The 21,941-nt window shown below is 64.2% G+C and carries 17 protein-coding genes, 1 tRNA gene and 1 riboswitch; of the genes, 10 read left to right on the top strand and 8 right to left on the bottom strand.

From position 1 onward, the window contains the following. Positions 1–19: 19 nt before the first annotated feature. Complete coding sequence (locus MPARV_RS0101190; protein ID WP_157789408.1) at positions 20–1,750, top strand: N-6 DNA methylase; 1,731 nt, start codon at positions 20–22, stop codon at positions 1,748–1,750. Here the strand turns inward: MPARV_RS0101190 and MPARV_RS21940 are convergent, their stop codons facing one another. Further along, the gene (locus MPARV_RS21940; protein ID WP_172636541.1) at positions 1,751–3,379 is read right to left on the bottom strand and encodes an N-acetylmuramoyl-L-alanine amidase; all 1,629 of its coding nucleotides are present in this window, start codon (positions 3,377–3,379) and stop codon (positions 1,751–1,753) included. A gap of 1,512 nt (positions 3,380–4,891) precedes the next feature. Between MPARV_RS21940 and MPARV_RS0101175 the strand changes: the two genes are divergently transcribed. From MPARV_RS0101175 to MPARV_RS0101165, 3 genes are read left to right on the top strand one after another with little or no spacing between them, the layout of a single operon-like run. Beyond that, the gene (locus MPARV_RS0101175; protein ID WP_020376934.1) at positions 4,892–5,152 is read left to right on the top strand and encodes a hypothetical protein; all 261 of its coding nucleotides are present in this window, start codon (positions 4,892–4,894) and stop codon (positions 5,150–5,152) included. A 6-nt stretch (positions 5,153–5,158) separates the two neighbouring features. After that, positions 5,159–5,449 (top strand): hypothetical protein, encoded by a 291-nt coding sequence (locus MPARV_RS0101170; RefSeq protein ID WP_020376933.1) that lies wholly within the window; start codon positions 5,159–5,161, stop codon positions 5,447–5,449. 10 nt (positions 5,450–5,459) lie between these two features. Continuing rightward, positions 5,460–6,077 (top strand): hypothetical protein, encoded by a 618-nt coding sequence (locus tag MPARV_RS0101165; protein ID WP_020376932.1) that lies wholly within the window; start codon positions 5,460–5,462, stop codon positions 6,075–6,077. Between the two features lie 6 nt (positions 6,078–6,083). Here MPARV_RS0101165 and MPARV_RS0101160 read toward each other — a convergent pair whose 3' ends face one another. The 7 genes from MPARV_RS0101160 to MPARV_RS21935 all read right to left on the bottom strand — a co-directional run bounded on the left by MPARV_RS0101160 (position 6,084) and on the right by MPARV_RS21935 (position 15,366). Further along, entirely contained in the window at positions 6,084–7,634 is a 1,551-nt protein-coding gene (locus MPARV_RS0101160; RefSeq protein WP_020376931.1) for an AAA family ATPase, read from the bottom strand. Then, complete coding sequence (locus tag MPARV_RS0101155) at positions 7,634–8,167, bottom strand: hypothetical protein (RefSeq protein WP_157789406.1); 534 nt, start codon at positions 8,165–8,167, stop codon at positions 7,634–7,636. Before MPARV_RS0101155 ends, MPARV_RS0101160 begins: the two co-directional genes overlap by 1 nt. 382 nt (positions 8,168–8,549) lie before the next feature. Further along, on the bottom strand, positions 8,550–10,307 hold the full coding sequence (locus MPARV_RS0101150; RefSeq protein WP_020376929.1) for a CvpA family protein: 1,758 nt from the start codon (positions 10,305–10,307) through the stop codon (positions 8,550–8,552). A 19-nt stretch (positions 10,308–10,326) separates the two neighbouring features. Continuing rightward, positions 10,327–10,788, bottom strand: a complete 462-nt coding sequence (locus MPARV_RS24475) for a hypothetical protein (protein ID WP_157789405.1) — start codon at positions 10,786–10,788, stop codon at positions 10,327–10,329. Between the two features lie 38 nt (positions 10,789–10,826). Then, on the bottom strand, positions 10,827–11,363 hold the full coding sequence (locus tag MPARV_RS0101140; protein ID WP_020376927.1) for a hypothetical protein: 537 nt from the start codon (positions 11,361–11,363) through the stop codon (positions 10,827–10,829). Further along, the gene (locus tag MPARV_RS0101135; RefSeq protein WP_157789404.1) at positions 11,360–13,513 is read right to left on the bottom strand and encodes an FtsK/SpoIIIE domain-containing protein; all 2,154 of its coding nucleotides are present in this window, start codon (positions 13,511–13,513) and stop codon (positions 11,360–11,362) included. The genes MPARV_RS0101140 and MPARV_RS0101135 overlap by 4 nt, the downstream gene beginning before the upstream one ends. A 1,343-nt stretch (positions 13,514–14,856) precedes the next feature. After that, a complete protein-coding gene (locus MPARV_RS21935; RefSeq protein WP_020376925.1) occupies positions 14,857–15,366 on the bottom strand; it encodes a hypothetical protein in 510 nt (169 codons plus the stop codon). A gap of 86 nt (positions 15,367–15,452) precedes the next feature. Then, a riboswitch (SAM-I-IV-variant riboswitch) is annotated at positions 15,453–15,569 on the top strand. A 44-nt stretch (positions 15,570–15,613) separates the two neighbouring features. Between MPARV_RS21935 and metX the strand changes: the two genes are divergently transcribed. The 6 genes from metX to MPARV_RS0101100 all read left to right on the top strand — a co-directional run bounded on the left by metX (position 15,614) and on the right by MPARV_RS0101100 (position 21,917). After that, positions 15,614–16,906: a homoserine O-acetyltransferase MetX gene (gene metX / locus MPARV_RS0101125; RefSeq protein ID WP_020376924.1), complete on the top strand. Its 1,293-nt coding sequence runs from the start codon at positions 15,614–15,616 to the stop codon at positions 16,904–16,906. Then, a complete protein-coding gene (locus MPARV_RS0101120) occupies positions 16,903–18,069 on the top strand; it encodes a trans-sulfuration enzyme family protein (protein ID WP_012230908.1) in 1,167 nt (388 codons plus the stop codon). Before metX ends, MPARV_RS0101120 begins: the two co-directional genes overlap by 4 nt. Further along, a complete protein-coding gene (locus MPARV_RS0101115; RefSeq protein ID WP_012230910.1) occupies positions 18,057–18,860 on the top strand; it encodes a DNA-formamidopyrimidine glycosylase family protein in 804 nt (267 codons plus the stop codon). The genes MPARV_RS0101120 and MPARV_RS0101115 overlap by 13 nt, the downstream gene beginning before the upstream one ends. A 110-nt stretch (positions 18,861–18,970) precedes the next feature. Then, a complete protein-coding gene (locus tag MPARV_RS0101110) occupies positions 18,971–20,095 on the top strand; it encodes a hypothetical protein (RefSeq protein ID WP_020376923.1) in 1,125 nt (374 codons plus the stop codon). 42 nt (positions 20,096–20,137) lie between these two features. Beyond that, positions 20,138–20,213, top strand: a tRNA-Gly gene (locus MPARV_RS0101105). Positions 20,214–20,285: 72 nt separating this feature from the next. Beyond that, positions 20,286–21,917 carry an FAD-binding oxidoreductase gene (locus tag MPARV_RS0101100; protein WP_031276955.1) on the top strand — a complete coding sequence of 544 codons (1,632 nt, stop codon included), beginning with the start codon at positions 20,286–20,288 and terminating at the stop codon, positions 21,915–21,917. Positions 21,918–21,941: the final 24 nt, after the last annotated feature.

The raw sequence follows: 21,941 nt of genomic DNA, 5'->3' as shown, positions 1-21,941 counted from the left end.
GTTGCCGTCGTGGTGTGACGTGACCGACCACCTGGCCGGGGGCGCTGCTGCGGCGCTGGACCCTCCGCCCGGTGCGGCGATTTGTGACCTGCTCGGACCCCTGTACGAGTTGATGCTGGCCGATGCGGTTCGGCGTTCGGCCGGCGTGCATTTCACCAGTCCGGCGCTCGCGTCGGGCCTGGTGAACTTTGCGGCGTCAATCCGCGTTGGCGAGCGCTTCCGGACCGGCGAGGTGGTGCTCGATCCGGCGTGCGGCGCCGGTGCGTTTCTGGTGGCGGTTGCCCGGCATCTGTGGGTTGAGGCGGGCGCTGATGGCCGATCGACCTCGGTGGGGGGGATCCTGAGCCGGCTGGTCGGTGCCGACCTGGATCCCGATGTGCTGGTGGTGGCCCGCGCCGCCCTGGCCCGGTGGGCGCTCGACGAGGCCGATGCGCCCGGAGCCGACGAAGCCGTCGCTCGTGCCCGTGCCTCAGGGTTGTCATCGGACGAACCGACCCTGGTGTGCTGCGACGCGCTGACCCAACCCGATGTCCTGGCTCGGGCGATCGGTGGTGCGCCGGTGGGGTGGGTTGTTGGCAACCCGCCGTTTCTGGCTCAGCTCAGGGCGGGAACCCGCCATGACGCCCGCCGTCGCTCATCACTGACGGAACGATTCGGGGCCGAGGTGGGCGCCTATACCGATACTGCGGCGCTGTTTCTTCTCGCTGCAACCGAACTGGTTGCGGACACAGGCGTGGTGTGTTTGATCCAGCCCCGTTCGGTGCTGGCCGCCCGGGATGCGGCGGGCGTGCGCCAGACGGTGACCAAACGAATGCCTCTGGCCGCCGCCTGGGTGGGTGATGGGGGCTTCGGTGCTGCGGTTGAGGTCTGGGCGCCGGTGCTGGGTGGCTTCGCCGCTGCACCGGTCGGGGAGGTTCCGGTGAGGGGCGGCTCGACCGTCGAAATGGAGCTCGGGATGGTTCCGGTTGGGGCCCTCTCCAGCGAGAGTTGGGGTGCACTGGTGGCGGCCGCCGAGGGGCTCCCAGCGGTCCGCCGGACATCCGGCACGCCGCTGGGTCGGTTGGGGGAGGTCGTGAGGTTCAGCGCAGGGTTTCGCGATGAGTACTACGCCATGTTGGAACTGGCCCAGGAAGCCACCCTGACCGAGCGGGAGGGGCGCCCGGAGGTGCCGGCCGGATTCGCGGCGCTGGTGTCCTCCGGGCTGATCGATCCGGGCGTTTGTCGGTGGGGCGGGAAGTCGATGAGGTTTGGGAAGCGGCGTTGGGAGTCGCCGGTGGTTGACCTGGGAGCGCTGGCAGCCGACGATGCACCGACCACGGCCTGGGCGAAGCGCCAGTTGGTGCCCAAAGTGCTCGTCGCCAGTCAGACCCGAGTGATCGAGGCGGCGCCCGACGGCCAGGGGCGGGCCATCGGCCTGACCCCGGTGATCGCCGGAGTGCCCAAGGGCATCACACTGGGCCATCTGTTGGCTGTGCTGTGTTCGCCGGTCAGCACACTGAGCCTGGTGTCTGCCATGGCGGGCAGTGGTATGGGACGCGCAGGCGTCCGGGTGTCCACCAGGGCGCTCGGCGACCTCGACCTCCCGGTCCATCAAGGCCCGTGGGATGAGGCCGCCGGTCTGCTTGCCGGACGCTGTGACCTTGGCGACGGCATCGAGTCGGCAACGCTGACCTGGGTGCACGAACTGATGGTCGCGGCATCAGGTATCGATGGTGGTGACGCTGTGCTGTCATGGTTCGACGGCTGCTGATCAGGGAGACTCCGGCTTGTTGGCTGGCGGAACGAGGCGCACGCCCAGGTACCCCTCGGCGCTCCCCAAGAGCTCGGGATCCTGCTCGCGTCCCTGAGCGAGGTTCGCTGCGACGATCTCGGGGCCAACGGACAGCGTCCCAGGTCCTCCCAGCCAGCCGGCCAACCACGTGACACCGACCGGGATGTTCCAGCGGTGGGCCATGCCGGAACGAGGGTCGATTCCCGGCAACGGAGGCCGAGGCTTATGGCGGCCGGTGACCTCCGGAATGTCGACGCGTGCGTTGCCGGCGCTGAGTGCGAGGCACTGTCCGCTCGTCGCGAGCCCAAGCAGGAGGCCACTCCCCGGCGGATGCGTGAGGCCAGGCAAAATGGTGGAGAGCATCTGGGTAAACCACGGTCCGGGGCTAACCCAGCCCGTGGCGCCGAACCGGTCGAGCGAGGCCCGCATCGAGGATTCGATGCGGGTTCGAGCCGGCTGTGAGTAGGCGGACCCCACGAGCCAGAAGACGAGCGTCTCGTTGGCAGTCGCTGCGCCTGCTGTGCCGGACGATGTCGTGTTTGGCCACCAGACGGCCGGTGAACCAACTGTCGTCACGTTACGGTTTGGTTCACTGCCAACCGGCTCGTTTACCGAAGGAACGAATCGCGATGCTGACGGGGCGATCGCATTGGTTGGGTTGGAGGTTGCCGTGGGGAGCCCAGCAGTGCCCGGTTCGCCGGAGACGGCCGGCGCGATGGCTCTCGAACGCGTATTGGACCAGGCCCCTACGGCCAGCGCGCCTGCGACCGCGGCGGCTCCAGAGCCGAGGATGATCGGCAGCGGCCCGCTCCCGGAGTCGGTTCTGGAGCCGGTGGGACGTGGGGCCCCGGCCTGCTCAGCGCGATTACGACCGGCCTCGAGCACGGTCGTTGAGTCGGACGGCGGCGTGGCAACGACTCCGGGAGAACTTGTTGTTGGCGGCGTCGTCGGCTCGGTGGTGCCCGGGGGAGCGGCGGGAGGGATCTGAGCTGCGACCAGCCCTTGGAACTGGTCGACCACCATCTGGTGGCACGCGGTCCCCGGACAAGCCGTCTGCGACATCTGTCGGTGGGTCGAGATCGTTCCAGTGATCACCTCCTTACCTGGCGGGTGAAGGTTGGAGCCCCTGGAGGCGAACGTGGTCGTGGCTCCCGGAGTGACGTCGACCTTGTATCGGTCCGCAAGCCAGGCCAGCAATGTGATCATCGATGACACCGCTGCTTCGGGCGGCGGCTCGGCTTCGAAGTCGCCCAAGAAACAGCACAACTGACTGAATCCCTGGTTTCCGCCGGTTGCCGAGCCCCGAATTGGACCATCGACACTTCCCGTCCTGCCCTCCCAGATTGTTCCGAACTTGTCGACGAAGAAGTTGTACGCGATGTCGGGCCAGTCCTTCTCCGCGCCGGTGTGGAAGCTGTAAATCTGACGTAAGATACCCTCGACGTCCTCGGGCTGATAGTCGGAACCCGGCTCGGAGGTGTGGTGGACGAGGAGAAATCTGACCTGCTCAGCCTCGATGGGGGCTTTGATGGGGAGGTCGGGCGCCCAATCCCGTCGTCGTCGTATCTGTGGGGCGTTCAACGCGCCAGGCCCAGGCCTGTGTGTCACCTCAGAACGCTTGGTGAGGCCGTGGGTGGCAGCCAACGGGACTACTGCGGTCGCGCCCAAGAACCGGCGTCGACTGGTTGTGATACTTCCCATGGGATCGCAGTCCCGAATTCCGCACATGCCGTTGGCTCGTCCTTGCACCCTGTCCATCAGCCCAACAGGAATCAACCATGAGCGTACTACTTCAGTCCGTGACTAGGCTGTGGATGGTCAGAACTCAGATCCTAGACCGATTTCTGGTTTGCCACACCTTCCAGAGCTACGATGAGCGACGTTCTCGTCACCCATCGTGGTTCGCCGTGCTGGATTCGTCAGCGGTCCAGCACCTCGACGCCGTGGGCTATCCCAGGAGTTGAACCATGACAGAACCAGTTCGTCCACCTTCGCCCGACCTGCCGGCCCCTCCACGGAGCCGAGACCTCCCTGCTCCACCGTCTCCGGTATTGCAACAGCCCAGCGCCCAACCTGCACACGCTGGTGATACCCGGCCAAGCATCAGCCTGGGATCCGTGACGAGCGTCGCTGGTTCTAGAACCTCAAACTCGAAGACCACGCTGATCGGCATGTCAATTGTAGGCCTACTCTTGGCAGGAGGAGGTGTGCTTGCGGTTGCGCTTGGGGGAAGGGCCAGTTCTGAGGACACGAGTGATGAAGTCGTGCAGTCAGATGATTCGGCTGGGGGGTTGGGCGATTCGAGTGACAGCGGCGACTCGCTTGATTCGGACGGACCGACCGGACGGAACCTTGATTCAGCAGCCGCTGACGAGTCCAGCCTTGGTTCCCCCGACGGTTCGTCGCCTCAGCCGTCGCTGGATGAATCGTCAGGCACGTCGCAAGACTCGGCGTCGATCTATATGGAACGCGACGAAATTTATGGCGAGGCAGTCGCCGTCGTCTGGAGCCAGGTCGCGAACGCGGATGACCCGTCGTGGGCGGAGACCGTTCAAGAGCAGGTCGATCAGTACTCGAGCGAGTATGGAGGTGACTTTGTCGGGATTCGGGGAGACGAATTCCGGTCGACTAAGGGAGGCACCGTGGCGGTTGTGCACAGAGGTGGGTTCAGCGACGCTCGCGCAGGCGCCTCTTGGTGTCGAAGCCAGGGGCTCACTGAGGACTACGCGTGTTTTGGTCTTCGGCTGAGCGATGACTTCGATTTCGAGGCCCGGGGACCTGATCAGCGTATGTATCCAGCGAACTTGTAACACCTCTCCACGCCCCGCCGTAGCTTGGAGATCGATTGTGGCAAGCGTCTCGAACGTAAGTAGAGTGAGGATGACTATTCGAGCTTTGTAACTGTTCGAAGATTGCTCTAAACTAAAAGAGGTGTTCCTTGTCAAATTCGGTTAAGGATTCGTCGACACTTGCAGAAGGTCGATGCAGCGCGATCGCTGGCGCAAGGCCTGCGGGGTGTGGCAACAACAGGGCAGGGTTGGGCGCCGGTCTTTGGGGCAGCCATTCCGCCTGCGTCTGCCGTCCGAAATCCGTCGCAAATGAGATCAAGAAGGATCGAGAATGTCACAACTGAAGCAACTCAAGAGCACGGTGAACCAACTTGCGGCCTCCTCCAAGAAGACGGCTGGAAGTCTGGCGGGATACGAACGAGAGCTGTCTAAGCACCAGGCGGCGGTGCAGCAGGCGATCGCAGGGAGTTCGCAGCGCAAGGATGCTGAAATCATGTCGGCTTTGCAACAGGCATCCACCGCGGTCAAGCAGGCGACGTCTCAGCTTCAGAACGTCGCCAGGATCGCCCAGTCGTATGGTCAATCCCTCTGACAGCTGATGTCTGCCGCTGAGTTCCGCCAGATCGCCAGGGACGCGTCGAAGCAAGCCGCCGCGCTGGATGACCTAGCAAAGAGGCTGTCGAGTCTTGAGTCCAAGACGTCCGCAGCCATCAAGGGCACCGCAACTCAAGACGATCGAAAGATGATCGCCCTTGTCGGATCCAGCTCTGACAGTATCCGCTCCTCTGCCGCAGGATTCAGGCAGGTCGCGGCGGCAGCCAAGGACGTGGCCGGCGAGCTCGCCGCTCAGGACAAGCAGCATCAGAAGCACGCTCGCAAAGCTCGCTGAAGGTAGGGACATGGCATCAGATCTGGAGAAGCTCGCCGATTCAGTTCGTGCGCTTGGTGACTCCGGGAGCCCATTCCTCGAGGTGGTTTCGGCCGCTGCGAAATCGGCGTCGCACTTGGCCAACAAGATTCCCGATGCGAAGGGAGTGCAAGGCGTCAAGGCGGTACATGCTGGGCTTCAAGCGGCGCAGGCTGGTGCTCGGGCAGCCACCTCTGACCTTGAGGAGTTCAACAGGAGCGCGAGTGCTTTCGCCGCCCGCCTTGCAAAGGGGGGCGGTTCGTCGGGATGGGAGAAGGCCGGAAAGTTTGGAATCGCGGCTATCGGCACCGCAAACGTTGTCGCGCATGCGGCCCTCAACCCGCCGTTCCCCAACCAGAACCGGTACCAACCAGCACCAACTCCCGAACAGGGCCACGAGCTGAGGATTGAGCGGCCGGCACCCAAAGGGGCTGTGGGATGGGCCCGCAGTTGGTATCAGGACCGGGACGCCAATATGGAGGCGGCTGGGATCTCGGATGATCACGAAAAGCTGAATGATGTACAGAAAAACAGCAACGAAGAAACGAAGTGGAAGGGGCCCCCAAAGGACCCCCCATACGGCGATCACGGGTCACCACCTCCGAAGTAGGACTGACTACGTCAGCACGACTCGGCGGGGTTGACTCTGACCGTCGCTCTCCGGCAACGCCAGGCTGCCTGCGGGGAGGCAACGATGCTGGCCCCACGCCCGGATGGCGGCGACATCCTCGGCGTTGGTTTGGCTGTAGGGAATCACGTTACGGAAATGCAGTCGGATCTCGTCGTCGCTGGGCAGCGCGCCGGTCCCACGCCCGAACATCTTCTGGGCCAGTTCATTGACGACGGCGTCGATGTCGCTCCCGGAGAATCCATCCGACAGGGTCACCAGCTCCTGGATGAGCGAGGGCGACAGTGCTTGAGTGAAGTGATGGGTGAAGTAGAGGTCGAGTATCTCTTCGCGGTCTGCCGGATCAGGGAGATCCACGAAGAAGATCTCGTCGAATCGTCCCTTGCGGAGCAGCTCGGGGGGGAGTGACTGGACCTCGTTGGCCGTCGCCACGATGAACACCTTGGAGGTGGACTCCTGAAGCCAGAAGAGGAACTGGCCGATCAAGCGGCGGGTGGTGCCGCCGTCGCCAGGGCCCGAGGCGAGTGCTTTTTCGATCTCATCGATCCAGAGCACGCAAGGCGCCACACGGTCGGCCATCTCGAGTGCTTCCCGCAGCCGACTTTCCGATTGCCCGACGTACATGCCCATGATCGACGACATGTCCAGCCGATACAGCGGCAGCATCCATTCCTGCGCAACCGCTTTTGCCGAGAGCGACTTGCCGCACCCGGGGACGCCGACGAGCAGCATGCCCTTCGGCGGGGCAAAGGTGGTCTGCGAGAGATCGGCCGTAATGAGCGACTGCTTGGTCGCCAGCCACTCCCGAAGTGTGTGTAGACCTCCTACCTTGTTAGCCCCTTCCTTGAGCTGCACTCGCTCGATACCCGAAAGGTCACCGAAGATGCGATCCTTGTATCGGGACAGCTCTGGCATGTCGTCCTTATTGAGTTGACCCCTCGCCATCATGCTTGCCAGAACGTTGATGGCCTCCATTTCGGTGATGCCCGACAGGATCTCGGCAGCTCGTCGCAGGTCGTCGTAGTCCCACTCCACCGTGACTGGTCCGCGGTTGCCCTCGATGAAGTCGCTAAGGGACTCGGCCATCTCGTCCATAGTCGGCAGGTCGAGGCGTTCGGTCATGCCGAGTCGAGACAGACCGGGCCACACCGGTTTGGTCGTGACGACGATGATGCTGCAGCTGCGGGATTCGGCCAATCGGACCATCTCGGCAAAGTGACGCGACTGGGAGGTCTCCTGGTCCAGCTCGTCGACGTCGGTGAAGATGAAGTTGACGTTCGTTCGGGCCTTGAAGGTTGTCCGAGCATGCTCAAGTGCGACAACCAAGGAAGTCTCGTCTGACACCGATTGGCTGGAGAGGAGATCCCGAACACCCTCGGTTCGGGAGTGCTCATAGAACTGCATGGTGCTAAGCGTGCTCGCGCACTCACTCAGAACTTCCATGACCCGGTTCGGCTCATAGGACTGGATCACGATGAGCGGGACCCGGGCCTTGAGGTAACGCTCGACGCTGTCGACAACTGTCGCCTTGTCCGGCACTACTCGTCTCCTCGGGCCGTGAACGGCCGTATCTTGCGCCAGCGTTTAGAGCCGGGCGCTTCGGTTGGATTGACTTCCCTGAGCGGAGCGGCGACTACCCGCTGACCAGCAGAGTTTGCTGCGAATGCCATGACGGCTTCGAAGGAGTGCTCACGGACCACATCGAGCATCCCCTCGGCCTCGGTCCTGCTGAGGTGCCCTTCATTGGCCTGTCGCTGGATGTGATCCACGATCTGCTGTTGGCTTCTGGCAATGTCCTCGGCGGTCTGTTTGGTGAATGAATCCCGTGCCTCGGCAGGCAGCGATGGATGCGACACCAGTTGCACCCGTCGAGTGAGCCTGGTCCTGAGCTGCACCAGGTCGTGTCCAAGCGCGAATCGGTCCTGGCTCAACCGCAGTGTCTTGCCGAGATCATCGCTCCACTGGGTGGTGACGGACTGCAAAGCTTGGCGCAGGTGGTTGAAGAGGCGCTGGTAGGTATCGGGGGTGAAGGTCTCAAGGGCGAGGGACGGCAGGTGGTCGAGCGGGGTCATCGGGTCATTGCCCCAAGCTCGCAAGGTCAGCACCCAGGTCTCGTATGGAGTTCTGCCGACAAGTTCGGAGCCAGTCATCTCAGGTTACATTCATCGCTGGACGGTGAGTTCTCCCGGCGGCAATGGCTCCCAGTCTGGCAGATTCCCTGCGATCAATCGCTCGCGGGAAGTCTGCGATTTGCCCTGCTTGGCTCGCATGGCGAGGACCCCTCGGGCAACTACGACGCCGTCCTTGGAGCCGGTTCCTGCAGCTTCTGGCCTGCGCTGGAACTTCCCTACACTCCTCGTCCGCCGGATCAGTGGTGAGGCGTCGGGGGGCGCAGCAGCGTTGGTCAGATCGATCTCGCTGGGGTCTTCCGAGGTGCTTGAGCTGGTCATTGGACTACGCCACCATTTTCTTGGTTCGGGTGGCGGTTGGCCACGTGTCGATGATTTGGAGGAGGCCGTCCTCGTTGGAGTCGAGTTCTCCGTAGGTCAGTTGTAGGTCGACGAACTGGGCCATGGCGTCGCGATACATCGAGACGCTGTGCTCGACGGCAGCCTCCTGCTGGCGCCACGCGGCCGCCACGGCGTCATCGCACTTCTGGCGCTTTTGTTGTCCGAGGAAGAACACGGCGCCGCCGGCTGCGATCCAGCCGAGAAGAATCCCAATGATGGGGAACCCGATAACTGCGCCGAGGATCGCCCCGCCGATGAGGCCGACGAGGAAGCCGATCATTGCCGGCGCGACGTACCAGCTGTTCTTGAACGAGATCGTCTTGATGTACTCCGCAAAGGTTGACTGCCAGGTGGCCGCCAGGCGAGCGACGCCTGCATCCTCCTGTTCGGAGGTTTCGATGGTGCAGCCCTGAAAGCTGTAGGTTTGGGCGTAGTTGGAGTGATCTCCGGTGAAGGAAAGGCTGACCTCATCGACAGCCGATGACCGGTAGTAGACGCAATACCGACCGACCGCGACTCGGAAGTCCTCTTGCCCGACGCCGATCGCGATTCGTTGGGTCTGTGTGCTGACACCGAGGGTGTCGGGGTTGATGGCGGCTTGCGTTTGCATCGACACGACGTCAGACGTCTCCTCCAATGCCTTATTCAGCTCGTCAGCTCGTTCTCGAGCGCGGGTCAGGTCGCCGTCCTCCTCGATTACAGCGTCGTGGAACACCACCTCACGCTTGAGGGGCAACTCCTCCTCGTCATATTCGGTCACCAACTGATCGAGTATGTCGTCGAGGAGGTCCTCCAGGAAACTGGGAATCGACGCGTCGTGCTTCGCAATGGCGTCGTACTTCTCGATCGTGGCAGGCAGGGCGGAGGCCATCTCCAGCTGGAACTCGAGGGTCTTCCATTCCGGCGTGAGGTGGGCCAAGGCCGCATATTCGCCGCCGGCGGAGAACTGCATGCGTTGTACGCCGATCTCGCTCGCCCATTGTTCGACCTGGGCCTCAACGATGTCCTTCCGGTCGCGGAGCTCGGAGCACCAGCGCCCCATCGACTCGGACACCACGTCGCGACCTGTGGTGCCAAAGGCGTCGTACGACGCTGCCTCCAGGATCACCGCAAACTCGCGAGTCAACGAACTCGGGTCCAGCGTCAGTAGGTAGTGGCGGAGCCACCTGACCGACGACTCGATGCGACCCTGACGGCGCAGCACGAGAGCGAAGAAGAGGCTGGCCTTGTTCTTGTCCCGTGAGAATGTTTCCTGAACGGACTTCTCGGCCATCTCCGGATCGTCCTTCGACCAGGCTGCCAGCGCCACCAACGCTGGTGCCAGCCAGTACCTCGGAGTCTGGATCATCAACTCCTCACTCACCGATGAGACGGTGTCGTTGGAGACGTTGCCTACGTCGAAGCTCTGAAGTATGCCAACCGATGTGAGGCGGACCTTGGTGTAGTGGCCAAACTGGCGGTCGAGGTCGGCGCGGAGTGCTGCAACTTTCGTCTCAGACCGCTGAACGTTGGCGACCCTTGCGGCGGTCTGTGTGAACTCCTCAAAGTCTGCCTTGAGCTGACGGAGCTCGTCGGAGGCGAGCCGAAGGTCGCCGCGGACCTGGCCGACCTCTGTTCCAACGCCGTCGATTCGACTCGACAGGTTGGACTCGAGGTTGCCGATTGCCCTCGTGATGGGGGAGAGGTCAACGTACTCTGCCATGGGAAACCCTTCATGGTTGCTAGGCGACTTGCGATCCGTCAGAACGAATGGGTATGACCTGGCCATCTGAATAGATCTCGACAAACAGGTAGGCGTCTGATCTGACCAAAGGTCGTGCGGCCGTGAACGGTGGTGGGACGACCTGGTCGTGGGTGAAATGTTCGATGATTGAACCAACGATGGTCATGCGATGATCAACATACGGGTGCCCTAAGTAGCATTTGCTGAACAGGCCGACCAGCTCTCCGCCGCCACGGTCGTCGTAGGCCTCGCGAATCCACTGCATCAGTTCCCGCTGCCCTGCGGGGTCAACGGTCGAGTCGATGCGAAGGATCGCGTCGACCAGTTGGGCGCTCCTCGGGCGGCTTCGTTGCGTGATGGCGAACTGGTTGGTTGTGGCGACGCGCGATGTCTGCTGGTGAGGAGGTATGGACCTTGTCAAGTGTGTCGTGTTCTGAGGCTGCCTGAAACGATGGAGCAAGGTCCCTCCTTCCTGATGAGCAAAGTAGTTCGTAGTAACTAGGTAAGCAAGATGAGGACGACGGCCAAGGCGACAGCCACGGCGGCGCTGAGGCCGATGACCAGGCGGCGATTCCAGGAGGCATCGCCCGGTGGTTCAGCGACGGATGTGCCACCAATCGAAAGCTGAACCGAATCGGAAGAGCCGACCGTGTTAGCGACTTGTTGGGCGTTCTCGCGACGTGCTTTCTCCACCCACTGCCATGACTGTTCCGCACCGCGGAGTTCGGCCGTCAATCCCTTCACTTCACGCTCAAACTGGTCCGGGCCTGAGAAGCTCAGTGGCTCGGTGGTCGCGTTGAGGGAAACCGAAGCGCGAGCGACCAACTGGTTCACGGAAGGTCGAAGGTGCCTGAGGGAGGAATCTAGGTTCTTGAGGGCGGCCGCCGCCGTGCGTTGATCCTTGAGAGCGGCGTCGACCTCGGCGGTCCCGGCTTCTCGGGCCGCCTGGAGTAGGCGGCTGTGGTTTGCTTCGCGTTCGACCGTGGCATGTACCTCGCTGACGTACCGGTCGTAATCTGCGTTGGTCGACGTCATGCGGGCACCCCCGACGCGTTGGGGTCGGCGTAGGGCACCACGGTCTCCAGGCCCTCTCCCGATCGGTCATGAATGCCGAGGCGAGGACGGCCGTCGACACGGGAGACGGAAGGGCCTGCGATTGATTTCAGGTCATCGCGGCCAAGATCTGCGGTGACGAACAGTGCCACACCTGGCTCGTAGGAGAGGTCTACCTCAAGGGTTCGTAGATTGTGCCACCAACCGATCAAGTACATGCCATGGATGGCCCCTTCCTCGGCCAACCGTCTTAGCGCCGTCCGCCCTGACGGGCCCGGCGGGACATACTCGTCCTCGTTCCCATCGTCGCCTTGGACCTCTTCATCCATTCCGCGCACTCGTTGAAGACCGAGGCCGACGATGAGATCATGCCCCGATGCACCGCTGTCCATTCGTTGAGCAACGGCCTCACGAAGAAACGCTGCAATGTCTTGCTGGGCGAGTACATTGACGGGTACGCCACACTCGGTTGCGTAGTCGTTCGCTTGCTCGAACCAGGCCTGACCCGTCTCGCCGTTCCCGTCGAGAACGGTCAAAGTGCCCCCTCCTGCCAGGGAGTGACAGGCGGTCATAATCATCGTCAAAAGCGCAGCGCGAGCGAGGGTCTCGTCGGCTCCGACGATGGCTACCGCTTGGTCGGCGTCGGGCGCCATGTGATGGACCCTGGGTTCAGCCGAGACCGCTACGGGACGGCCTAACCAGATTGAAAGGCCGTCGGCCGAGTCCTGGAGAGCAGAAAGTCGACGGTGCTCCCCGAGCGATGTCGGATCGAGTTCAGCGAAGTCGTTCCCCATGAACAGGACTGGGCGTTCTCCGTGTCGGAGGGTCCAGAGGTCTCGTTGCAGTTGCGCCATGGCGGATGGTTCTGCGAAAGCGATGGTGCCCCGAATGTTGTCGAGCTCGGGATTGCCGCCAAAGTTCTTGTTGAGGATCGCTTCGCCCCGATAGGTGAGCTCGGAAGCCGCCTTGTTTCCCTGGCTCAGGATCGCCTGCGACTCGCCCGGCGTGTTCTTGAGTGACATGCGGAGGGGGAACTGTCCGAAGATTGCGTCGCCCTTCACGGCGAGCCCGCGAATGCCGGAGATAGTCTGAGAAGCCAGGAGCAGGTGGATCCCGTACGCTCGGCCCTGCTTCGCTAATGCCTCGGTGAGTTCGACGCAGGTGTCCACGTAGCCTTCGTCGCCCTCGAACAGCACATGGAACTCGTCGATTACGAGCAATACTCGCGGCATGAGCGCCTTGGTGGTTCCTCGATACTCGTCGATCGAACCCGCGTTGACCGACTTGAACAGATCTGAGCGCCGCTCCATCTCATCGTGCACGTGTTGGAGGACAGCGACACCAAACGCGTGGTTGGACTCCAAGCCGAGGACCTTGGTGTGGGGAAGCCAGGCCTCGCCCTGGCTGTCTGCGTCGAATCTTTTAAACTCCAAACCGCGTTTGAAGTCAAGCAAGTAAAGCTCGAGTTCATCGGGGGAGTAGCGCGTGGCGAACCCGTAGATGATGCTCAGCAACAAGTTTGATTTGCCTTGCCCGACGGCGCCTCCAATCAGCAGGTTGGGTAAGGGCGGGTTTTCGGTGCGGAGATCCAAGGTCATCGGATCGCGACCGGAGCGCCCGATCACCACACCGAGGCCTGCCGCTGCCGAGTGCTTCCACGGGGACTTGATGTCCGCCTCCAGCAACTCAATCAATGGGATGAGTGGGCCCGCAACCGAACTCGACCGTATCGCCGACAGTTCCACAACCGACGAAATGACTTCATCGTCCGGCCGCGGATCGATCTCGATCGATACCCCGGCGTTGAACTGCGGCGCCGTGAGGTTCCCGCCCTGAACTCGGAGGTCGACCAGTGCGGATCGCAGATCATCGATGTGGACCTCGGCGGCAGGGGTAACCGCTTCATCGGTGGCGACGAGAAGTGAGACCCCCGTGCGGCCTCCGACCTTCGCAGCCCGAACCAACTGCTGCTGGAGGCGTTCGTCGATGCCGAACGGGTAGTCGAGGACTACGACGACCGACAGTGTTCCTTCAGGAACGTCTGCGTTGCGCCAGAGGTCGCCCAAGCTGCTGACTCCGGAAGAAACCGCAAGCTCAGCGTTGACGGCTGCCTGGCTGATTGTTCGTTCCACGGACATAGCGAACTCGTTGGGATCAGTGGCCGGCGTCGGAAATGAGGACCCTCTGATCCGGCGAAGGCCCACGAAGCGGCCCACTTGCCCGCTGAGTCGCGGATCAAAGACCGTGATGGAGAGATGTTTGATGGGACACTGAGCCACCAAACGGGTGAGGGCACCCAACACCATTGCGTTGCGTTGCTCCTCGTCCCCGCTTACAAACCAGCCGGCGCCGTCGACAAGCGGAACCAGTGCGGGGAGGCCCTGAGCAGGACCCGATGAGATTTGGCCGACCCGGAAGTGCCTTGCGGGCAAACTACCGTCAGCTGCATCGATGAGATTGGGCCATGGTGCAGAGGCGGCCCCGGGAGCGAGATCATCGATGATTTGGTTGAGCGTCGATCGAGCGGCCTCGCTTGCCGTCGCATGTGAACGTTCCTCTTCGGTAGTCAGCTGAGTCTGCTGAGATTTAGATAGGGATCGAAACTGCTGAACCCGCTTAGCGTGCTCGGACTCCGATTGAGTCCGCATGAAGGGCAGTGCCAACTCCAGGCTCCTGAAACGTTGAGCCACAGATTGCACACGTTCGATCGCAACCCTTTCACCCTCATTGAGGTGATGAATCCGACCGGACTCCGACAGGTTCTCGGCAAAGACCCGAGGTTCGATGGGGGGCGAGGCGGGATCGGGAGGGTTCTGGCGTCGGGGTTGCCGAAGGTCCCCCTGAGTGCCGGGAGGCGGCGGCCGCTTGTCGGCGCCGTCTACATGAACACGTCTCCGGCTTGCAGACGAACCGCTAACCACAGCGACTCCGAGACTCATCTGGGAGGGGATTGGCTCGGGCCGTAGCCGTCACCACGTGAACATGATTGTCCGTTCCAATAGGCATGCAGGTGAGCGCCTTTCGGGTCTCCGCTATGTTGCCGCTCAGTACCGTACATGAACATGCACCGCTGATTCCACGTCGGTCGAGAAGGGCGAACGAAGGAGCAATGCTTACGGCGTCGCGGTGTGTGCCTTGCATCGCCATGTCCCGAAGCGTCCCAGCGGCCCGTCTGGCCGTGAATGCGATTGCCGGCGGAGCAATTTAGGTTGGTTTCATCGGTCTGGTGGTTTGGTCGGAGCTGTTGAAACGCAGAAAGTGTCATACTGAAGAGGAGGATGACGGTGTTGATTCAATCATAACCCAGATCAGAAAGACACTTCCAGCCAGCGCACCTTTGTACGACCCGGACGAGGTCGAGGACGTCTTCGACCATCCGAACCTGGTGTCCGAATCGAATCTGTTGTTGATGGCCACCCTGGCCAGACGCGTCGGGATCCCCGCCCTGGTCCGATGTGGCGCTCCTCCCGCGACGTCAGGTGACCAGCGTGCGGACGTCGATGAACAACTGGGCGATCAGCAGGATGTACACCCCACCGGCGATGATCGAGTAGCGCCATCGCCACGGGTGGTCACCCGCAAAGAAGCGCCGGGCCGAGTAGAAGATGGCCACCATCGACACCAACGACAGTGCGATTCCCAGGATCGGGCCCAGGTCGCCGGTCAGGTTGATGATCGGCGCGAGCAACGGAATCACCACGTAGATCAGCAGACAACGGGTGGCAGAAATCCACAGTGACTTGGCAAATGCGTCGTTGGCCCCCAACAGGCTCTGGGGCGCCGCATCGGCCGGCAGAAACAGCAACTTCCGGGCTCGCTGATCCCAGACCGAACGCTGCTGGTGACCGGCTCGTGTGGCGGCGGCATCGATTGGGCACTGAGCGGCAGGCGCCTCGACAACCGTATGCATCGGGCACCCGGCAGCGGCGGTTGCCGATTCGGGCGATGCGGCGTCGGTGCCGGTGGGGGGCTCGGCGAGATCCATTTGCAGAGGCTATGCCCTGAAAGGTGCCGTGACCCAGCGCCGTCTCGAACGTGCTGGGGGCCCGCGCCGCAGCTGGGCTATGGTCGGCGTTTCATTCCGAGCGATCCGGCGGCGTCGGGTCCGGCAACCTGGGACGGACTCCCAAGGTGCCATCCCACCGCACGGTGGGGATGTGGTCCGCAGGGACAACCAAGGGTCCGATACTTGGATCCTTGCGGCGCCGCTCTCAACACACCCCCGAGCGACCATGAGCCCCGAACCCACCAAACCAGCAGCCGTTGCGTCGTCCGCCGGCCCGGTTCCGGTGAGCGGCGCCTGGGTGCCGGGCGATCCGCCGGGGTGCCGTGAGTTTGCACCGGTGGGGCGCGGCCGCAGCTTTCAGTTGGAGGCGGGCGGGCAGCTGTCGGAAGTGATGGTGGCCTACGAGACGTGGGGGGAGCTGAATGCTGCAGCCTCCAACGCGGTGTTGGTGCCCCACGCGTTGACCGGTGACAGCCATGCTGCTGGGCGGGCGGGCCCGGCCCATCCAACGCCCGGCTGGTGGGACGACATGATCGGTCCGGGCGCCGCAATCGATACCGACCACTACTTCGTGGTGTGCCCCAACGTGCTGGGCGGCTGTCAGGGCACCACCGGACCGGCGCATCCTGAACCCGGCTCGACCCGTCCCTACGGCTCGCGGTTCCCCTGGGTGACCATTCGCGACATGGTCCGCACCCAGGCGGATCTGGCCGATCACCTGGGCATCGAACGGTGGCACGCGGTGGTGGGCGGATCGATGGGGGGCATGCAGGCGCTTGAATGGTCGGTGATGTATCCCCATCGGGTGGGCCGCCTGGTTGCGCTGGCAACCACTGCTGCGGCGTCGGCCCAACAGATCGGTTGGTCGCTGGTTGGCCGACGGGCCATCGAGGTGGACCCCAACTTTTCGGGTGGCGACTTCTACGACCGGGCCCCTGGCTTTGGTCCGCACGCCGGGCTCTCGATCGCACGGTCGGTGGCCCAAATTACCTATCGCAGCGAACCCGCCTATGCGCAGCGATTCGGCCGGGCGCGCGTGGCGAACCGCGGTGATCTGGGCGCGCCCGTGCGCTACGACGTGGAAAGTTACCTGGACTATCACGGCGAGAAGTTGGCCCGCCGCTTCGATGCCAACAGCTACTTGCGGGTGAATCGGGCGATGGACCTGCACGACCTGGGTCGCGGGCGTAACGGTATTGCCCGAGCACTGGAACGCATCCGTGCCCCAATTCAGGTGATTTCGATCAACTCCGACGCGCTCTATCCGCCCTCTCAGCAGGAGGACCTGTACCGCGGCTTGATCCAGGCCGGGGCGGAGGCCGGTTTCGTCTCGATCGACAGCGTCGAGGGCCACGACGGCTTCCTCCTGGCGATCGATGCGATCGCCCCGATCGTGGCGTCATTTCTCGCAGGCGGGCAACCGGGCGGCAGACCTGGGGACCCGGTCGTTTCCGCGCGCCACACCACTTCCGTCGAACCGTCGGGATTCCCCGATCACCATGAAAGGCCTGACCGATGACCGACCACCTGGAGACACGGGCCATCCTGGCCGGGCGACCCGGCGGGGATGCCGACCTGGCGCCCGTGATGCATCCGTCCACCACGTTCGAGCTCGAGAGCGTGGACGAGGGGCGTGCCATGGCCACCTCAACCGGCTCGACCACCTTTTACAGCCGCTACGGCAATCCGTCGGTTGCCGCGTTCGAGTCGGCGGTGGCCGATCTGGAAGGCGCCGAAGCGGCGCGCGCCTTCGCGTCGGGCATGGGCGCCATGGCGGCGGTGGTGCTTGGACTGTGTTCAACGGGTGACCACATCGTCACGCAGAACCGTCTGTATGCGGGCACCCAGATGCTGTTCTCTGCGGTTTGCCCGCGGTTCGGCATCGAGGTGACGTCGGTGGATGGCGCCGACCCCGACGCGTGGGAGGCGGCCATCCGGCCCGGAAAGACGATGTTGTGCGTGGCGGAGACGCCGGCAAATCCACGCTTGGAGCTGGTTGATCTGGAGCGGTTTGGGGCAATCGCCGGTCCGATGTGCGTCGTCGACTCCACCTTCGCCACACCGTTGGCCCAGCGGCCGTTGGAACACGGCGTGGACCTGGTGGTGCACTCGGCGACCAAGGCGATGTCCGGCCACAACGATGCGTCGCTGGGCGTGGTTGTCGGTTCGCGCGAGTTGCTGGACTGGGTGTGGGGTTTCGCCGTGCTCCAGGGGGCCAACGCCTCCCCTTTTGACGCGGTCAACGGCCTGCGCGGTCTGCGCACCCTGGGGGTGCGCCTGACTCGTCAGAGCGCCACCGCAGATCGGCTCGCCCACGAGCTTTTGGGCCATGGCGAAGTGAGCGAGGTGTTGTATCCGGGACTACCCAGCTTCCCCCAAGCCGAGTTGGCCAAGCGTCAGATGGACCTGTGCGGAGGACTCTTGACCATCGAGTTGGAGGGAGGCCTCGAAGCCGGGCGTCGCTTTGTGGAGTCCACTCGCATCGCCCGGTTGGCCCCCTCGTTGGGTGGCCCCGAGACCCTGGTGACCCACCCGGCGTCCACCACCCACGTCAGCCTGTTCCCCGAGGAGCAGGTAGCGGCAGGGATCGGTCCAGGAACCGTTCGAATCTCGGTGGGCCTCGAGCACCCCGACGACCTGGTGGCCGACATTCTGGCGGCGTTGGACGCGTGCCGGAACTGATCGAGGCCGAGGCCTACGCCCGAGCAGCCCGCCAGGCGGTGGGGTCGGTCATCGAGCATTTTGTAGTGAACGATCCGTCGTGGGTTCGGGGAGGCTTGAGCGGGCAAGATGTAGGTGCGGCACTGGACGGAACCATCATCACCGAGGTGGATCGTGTCGGGAAAGTGGTCGTGGTGCAGACCGACGGACCATCGGTGGCGCTTCGATTTGGGATGACGGGACGGCTGTTGTGGGACGGGGACGGGCCGATCGACGCCTTGATCTATGGACCCAAACGGGCCGACGAAGCGTGGGTTCGGTGCGCATTCCGGCTGCGTGCTCCTGACGGCACCCGGCACCGCCTGGCGGTGGAGGACGCCCGACGATTGGGTTCGCTGGAGCTTGACGCCGACCTGTCGCAACTCGGGCCCGACGCGGCGCGTTTGACCATCGAGACCCTTGCAGGAGCGCTTGGCAACAGCCGCACTCCGCTGAAGGCTGCATTGCTCGACCAGAGGCGGGTGGCGGGTTTGGGCAACCTGCTGTGCGACGAGACGCTGTGGCGTGTCGGACTGCACCCGGCCAGACCTGCAGGGTCGCTTGATCCGCCCGAACTCTCAGCGCTCTGCGCCACGATCTCCGAGGTGCTGGCCGATCTTGGCCGACGCGGCGGGTCCCACACCGGTGACCTGCAGCCGCAACGGCGACCCGGGGGCGTGTGCCCCCGGGATTCGGCTTCTCTACTGCGAAGGCAGGTGGGCGGACGCACCACGTGGTGGTGTCCGCAGCATCAACCGCCAAGTCCCGGCTGACGGTCAACGGATTGGCTTGCATTTCGTGCTTGACTGGAGTCGAGCGCCCCGGTTCGTCCATGTGACCGATCCGCCCATGCGACCGATCCGCCCATGTGAAGGAGCAACGAGTGCACCTGGAGTTCACCAAGACAGCGCAGGGTCGCCGATGGGCGGCCAAGGTTGCCCTTGTTGCGATGGGCTGTTCCGCCGCCTTGGGCGTGGGAATTGCTGCACCCATCGGTGCCCAGGACCCCGCTGCGCCTGCGACCGGCGCTCCTGCTTCGACGTCCGCCACGGAGCAAACCGTCGCACCCGGACAGCGTGATGCGGTGACCAACGAGCCCGCACCGGTCAAGGACACAGCCAAATCCGATGAGCGGTTGTTGAACCTGATCATCATCGGCCTGCTGGTCTTGGCGGCCGTGATCGCCCTGGCCACCCTGTTGTTCTGGAAGTCCACCGCACCCGAAGAGCAGGAGGAGCCGGAAGCCGCCGACGGCGAGCGGCCCGTCAGCCCAGGTCAGGACCCGCCTGTTGAGCCAGGCATCGACCTGGGTCTGTTGGAGGCTCCGCTACCGGTGGAGTCCTCGCCGGCTCCGGCAGGTGAAGCTCCGGCGCCCGCGCCGCTTCGACGCGTGATGGCAAGCTTCCCCTCGTCCCCGATGGGCGACGTGGCTCACGTGTCGCCACCCGAACCGGTCGACCAACGTCCCTCGGCTCCGGTGGCACCCGGCGATTCGTCCGACGGTGACATCAGCACGTTGGGAGCAGGGGCATCACCTGGCCGCCCTTCTGTGGCGCCTCCCGACGCCGTTCGGCCGTCCCCCCAACGTGCCGGGGCGTATCGCATACCGGCGCCCGACGAGTTGCCGCCTCAGCCGGAACGCCCCTTCGCAGACGCTGAGACCCGTCCGCCGGTGCAACGGGCCGAACCCCAGACACCAACGGTCCCTCGGCGGGTTTCACCACCTGACCAGCCAGTGGGCGACTCGGCGATCGTGACCACTTCGAGGCCGATCCCCGGCGTGCCGGTGGCGGGAGGTGACCACGCGGACGATGATGAGCCACCAGTGGTGGTTCGCCGTCGGCGTCGGGACCGACCGGCCGGGCCATGGGGCGAGGGAGCGGGTGGAGGCCACCGGCCCGACGTCCCGCCGTTGCCGCCGCCGGACCCGCAGGATCAGGGCTACCAGCGGGGCGTGCGGGTGGTTCGCCCCGGCGAACCGGAGGGTGCCGACGTCGACGAGCAGTGATGGTTGGTGGGCCGTGCCGATGTACTAAGGTAATGCGCCGTTGCGGACGTAGCTCAGCTGGTAGAGCGCAACCTTGCCAAGGTTGAGGTCGCGAGTTCGAACCTCGTCGTCCGCTCCAAATTTGCCCCCCGGTTTCGGCCGGGGGGCAATGTGCTTTTTGCGCAGAGGCGCCTGATCCGAGGGGGATCACATGAGGTCACACTGGGGATGGGGAGTGGAGGCGGATGCGCCGGACGCCGCCGCGCAGCGGAAGCTGGCACGGACCCTGAAGGAACAGCTGGGATGGGACTCCCTCCTGCCCACCGAGGCGGTCGCTGTGGAGGACCTGACGTTGCCCGAGCCGAAGGTTGCCCTTCCCGCCACCCTGGCGACCTTGGCATCGGTCGACGTTCGTGACCGGGCACAGCACACCTACGGCCGGTCGTATCGGGACGTGGCCCGCGCTCATGCCGGACGCTTCGACCACCCCCCGGATGCGGTGGTACGCCCAACCTCGCAGGCGGAGGTGGCCAACGTGTTGGACTGGGCCTCGGAGGTCGATGTCGCCGTGATTCCCTATGGGGGTGGGTCGTCGGTGTGCGGCGGCGTGGAACCAGACGTCGGTACTCCCGGCCGGGGCGTGATCTCGCTCGACATGGAGGCGCTGGCGGGCCTGATCGACCTGGAGGTGACCGACCGCGCAGCCAGGTTTGCGGCCGGTACCTATGGCCCGGCGGTCAACGACGCCCTGCGACCTCACGGGCTGACATTGCGACACTTTCCGCAAAGCTTCGAGTTCTCCACCGTCGGCGGCTGGGTGGCCACCCGGGCGGGCGGTCACTTCGCCACCGGCCCCACGCACATCGACGACTTCGTCGAGTCGATCACGATGGAGACTCCGGCGGGTGCCTGGGAGAGCCGTCGGCTTCCGGGGAGCGGCGCGGGGCCGTCACCTGACCGGCTGGTCATGGGGTCGGAGGGGGTCCTGGGTGTGATCTGCGAGGCCTGGCTGCGCGTCCAGCCCCGTCCGACGTTCCGGGCGTCGGCGTCGGTGGGCTTTGAGACGCTCGACGCCGGAGTTCGGGCGGTTCGTGCGCTGGCACAGAGCGGCCTGAGCCCCGCCAACTGCCGGCTGCTCGACCCGGTTGAGGCTCTCCTGGCCGGGGCGGCGGCGAGCGGCGCAACCGGAGGGGTGTTGATCGTGGGATTCGAAGGTGCTGACCATGCCCTGGGTGAGGTGCTCAGCCGAGCCCTCGAACTGTGCGGGGACCATGGGGGCGACGTCGCCCCCGGGGCCATGTCGGTCCGTGAGGGCTCCGGCGAACCGGCACGGAGCGGTGCGGAGGAGGCTTGGCGGTCGTCGTTCCTGCGGGCCCCGTATCAGCGGGACGCGCTGGTCGGGCTGGGCGTTGTTGTCGAGACGTTCGAGACAGCGTGCCTCTGGAGCCGGTTCGAGGCGACCGACGCGGCGATACGGGCCTCAATTCGCAACGCCATGGACCAGGCGGGCCTGGAGGGCATCGTGTCGATGCGGGTGACCCACGCCTACCCGGATGGAGTGGCGCCGTACTACACCGTCATGGCCCGGCCGACCCCGGCGCATGGCCAACCCGTCGGCGTCAACGACCGTATCGCCCGGTGGGATGCGGTGAAGGAAGCCTCGATGGAGGCGATTACGACCGAGCGGGCAACCGCAACCCACCATCACGCGGTCGGGCGGGATCACCGGAGCGCCTACGACCGCCAACGTCCGCCGCTTTTCGCCGAAGCTCTGCGCGCCGTCAAGTCACGACTGGACCCGAGTGGGATCATGAACCCCGGGGTACTGATCGACGCGGGGTGACGGTGCTCCAGCCGCTCGGCGGCC

Origin of the sequence: Candidatus Microthrix parvicella Bio17-1, from assembly GCF_000299415.1 — a bacterium.
GTDB classification, from domain to species: domain Bacteria; phylum Actinomycetota; class Acidimicrobiia; order Acidimicrobiales; family Microtrichaceae; genus Microthrix; species Microthrix parvicella.
The sequence above is the reverse complement of the archived record's forward strand: the minus strand, read 5'-3'. Positions and strand labels throughout refer to the sequence as shown.

Excerpts from the sequence above, each read along its gene's own strand:
- MPARV_RS0101175 (WP_020376934.1), top strand. The coding sequence starts at position 4,892 with ATGTCACAACTGAAGCAACTCAAGAGCACGGTGAACCAACTTGCGGCC.
- MPARV_RS0101170 (WP_020376933.1), top strand. The coding sequence starts at position 5,159 with ATGTCTGCCGCTGAGTTCCGCCAGATCGCCAGGGACGCGTCGAAGCAA.
- MPARV_RS0101165 (WP_020376932.1), top strand. The coding sequence starts at position 5,460 with ATGGCATCAGATCTGGAGAAGCTCGCCGATTCAGTTCGTGCGCTTGGT.
- MPARV_RS0101155 (WP_157789406.1), bottom strand. The coding sequence starts at position 8,167 with ATGACCCCGCTCGACCACCTGCCGTCCCTCGCCCTTGAGACCTTCACC.
- MPARV_RS0101150 (WP_020376929.1), bottom strand. The coding sequence starts at position 10,307 with ATGGCAGAGTACGTTGACCTCTCCCCCATCACGAGGGCAATCGGCAAC.
- MPARV_RS0101140 (WP_020376927.1), bottom strand. The coding sequence starts at position 11,363 with ATGACGTCGACCAACGCAGATTACGACCGGTACGTCAGCGAGGTACAT.
- MPARV_RS21935 (WP_020376925.1), bottom strand. The coding sequence starts at position 15,366 with ATGGATCTCGCCGAGCCCCCCACCGGCACCGACGCCGCATCGCCCGAA.
- metX (WP_020376924.1), top strand. The coding sequence starts at position 15,614 with ATGAGCCCCGAACCCACCAAACCAGCAGCCGTTGCGTCGTCCGCCGGC.
- MPARV_RS0101120 (WP_012230908.1), top strand. The coding sequence starts at position 16,903 with ATGACCGACCACCTGGAGACACGGGCCATCCTGGCCGGGCGACCCGGC.
- MPARV_RS0101100 (WP_031276955.1), top strand. The coding sequence starts at position 20,286 with ATGAGGTCACACTGGGGATGGGGAGTGGAGGCGGATGCGCCGGACGCC.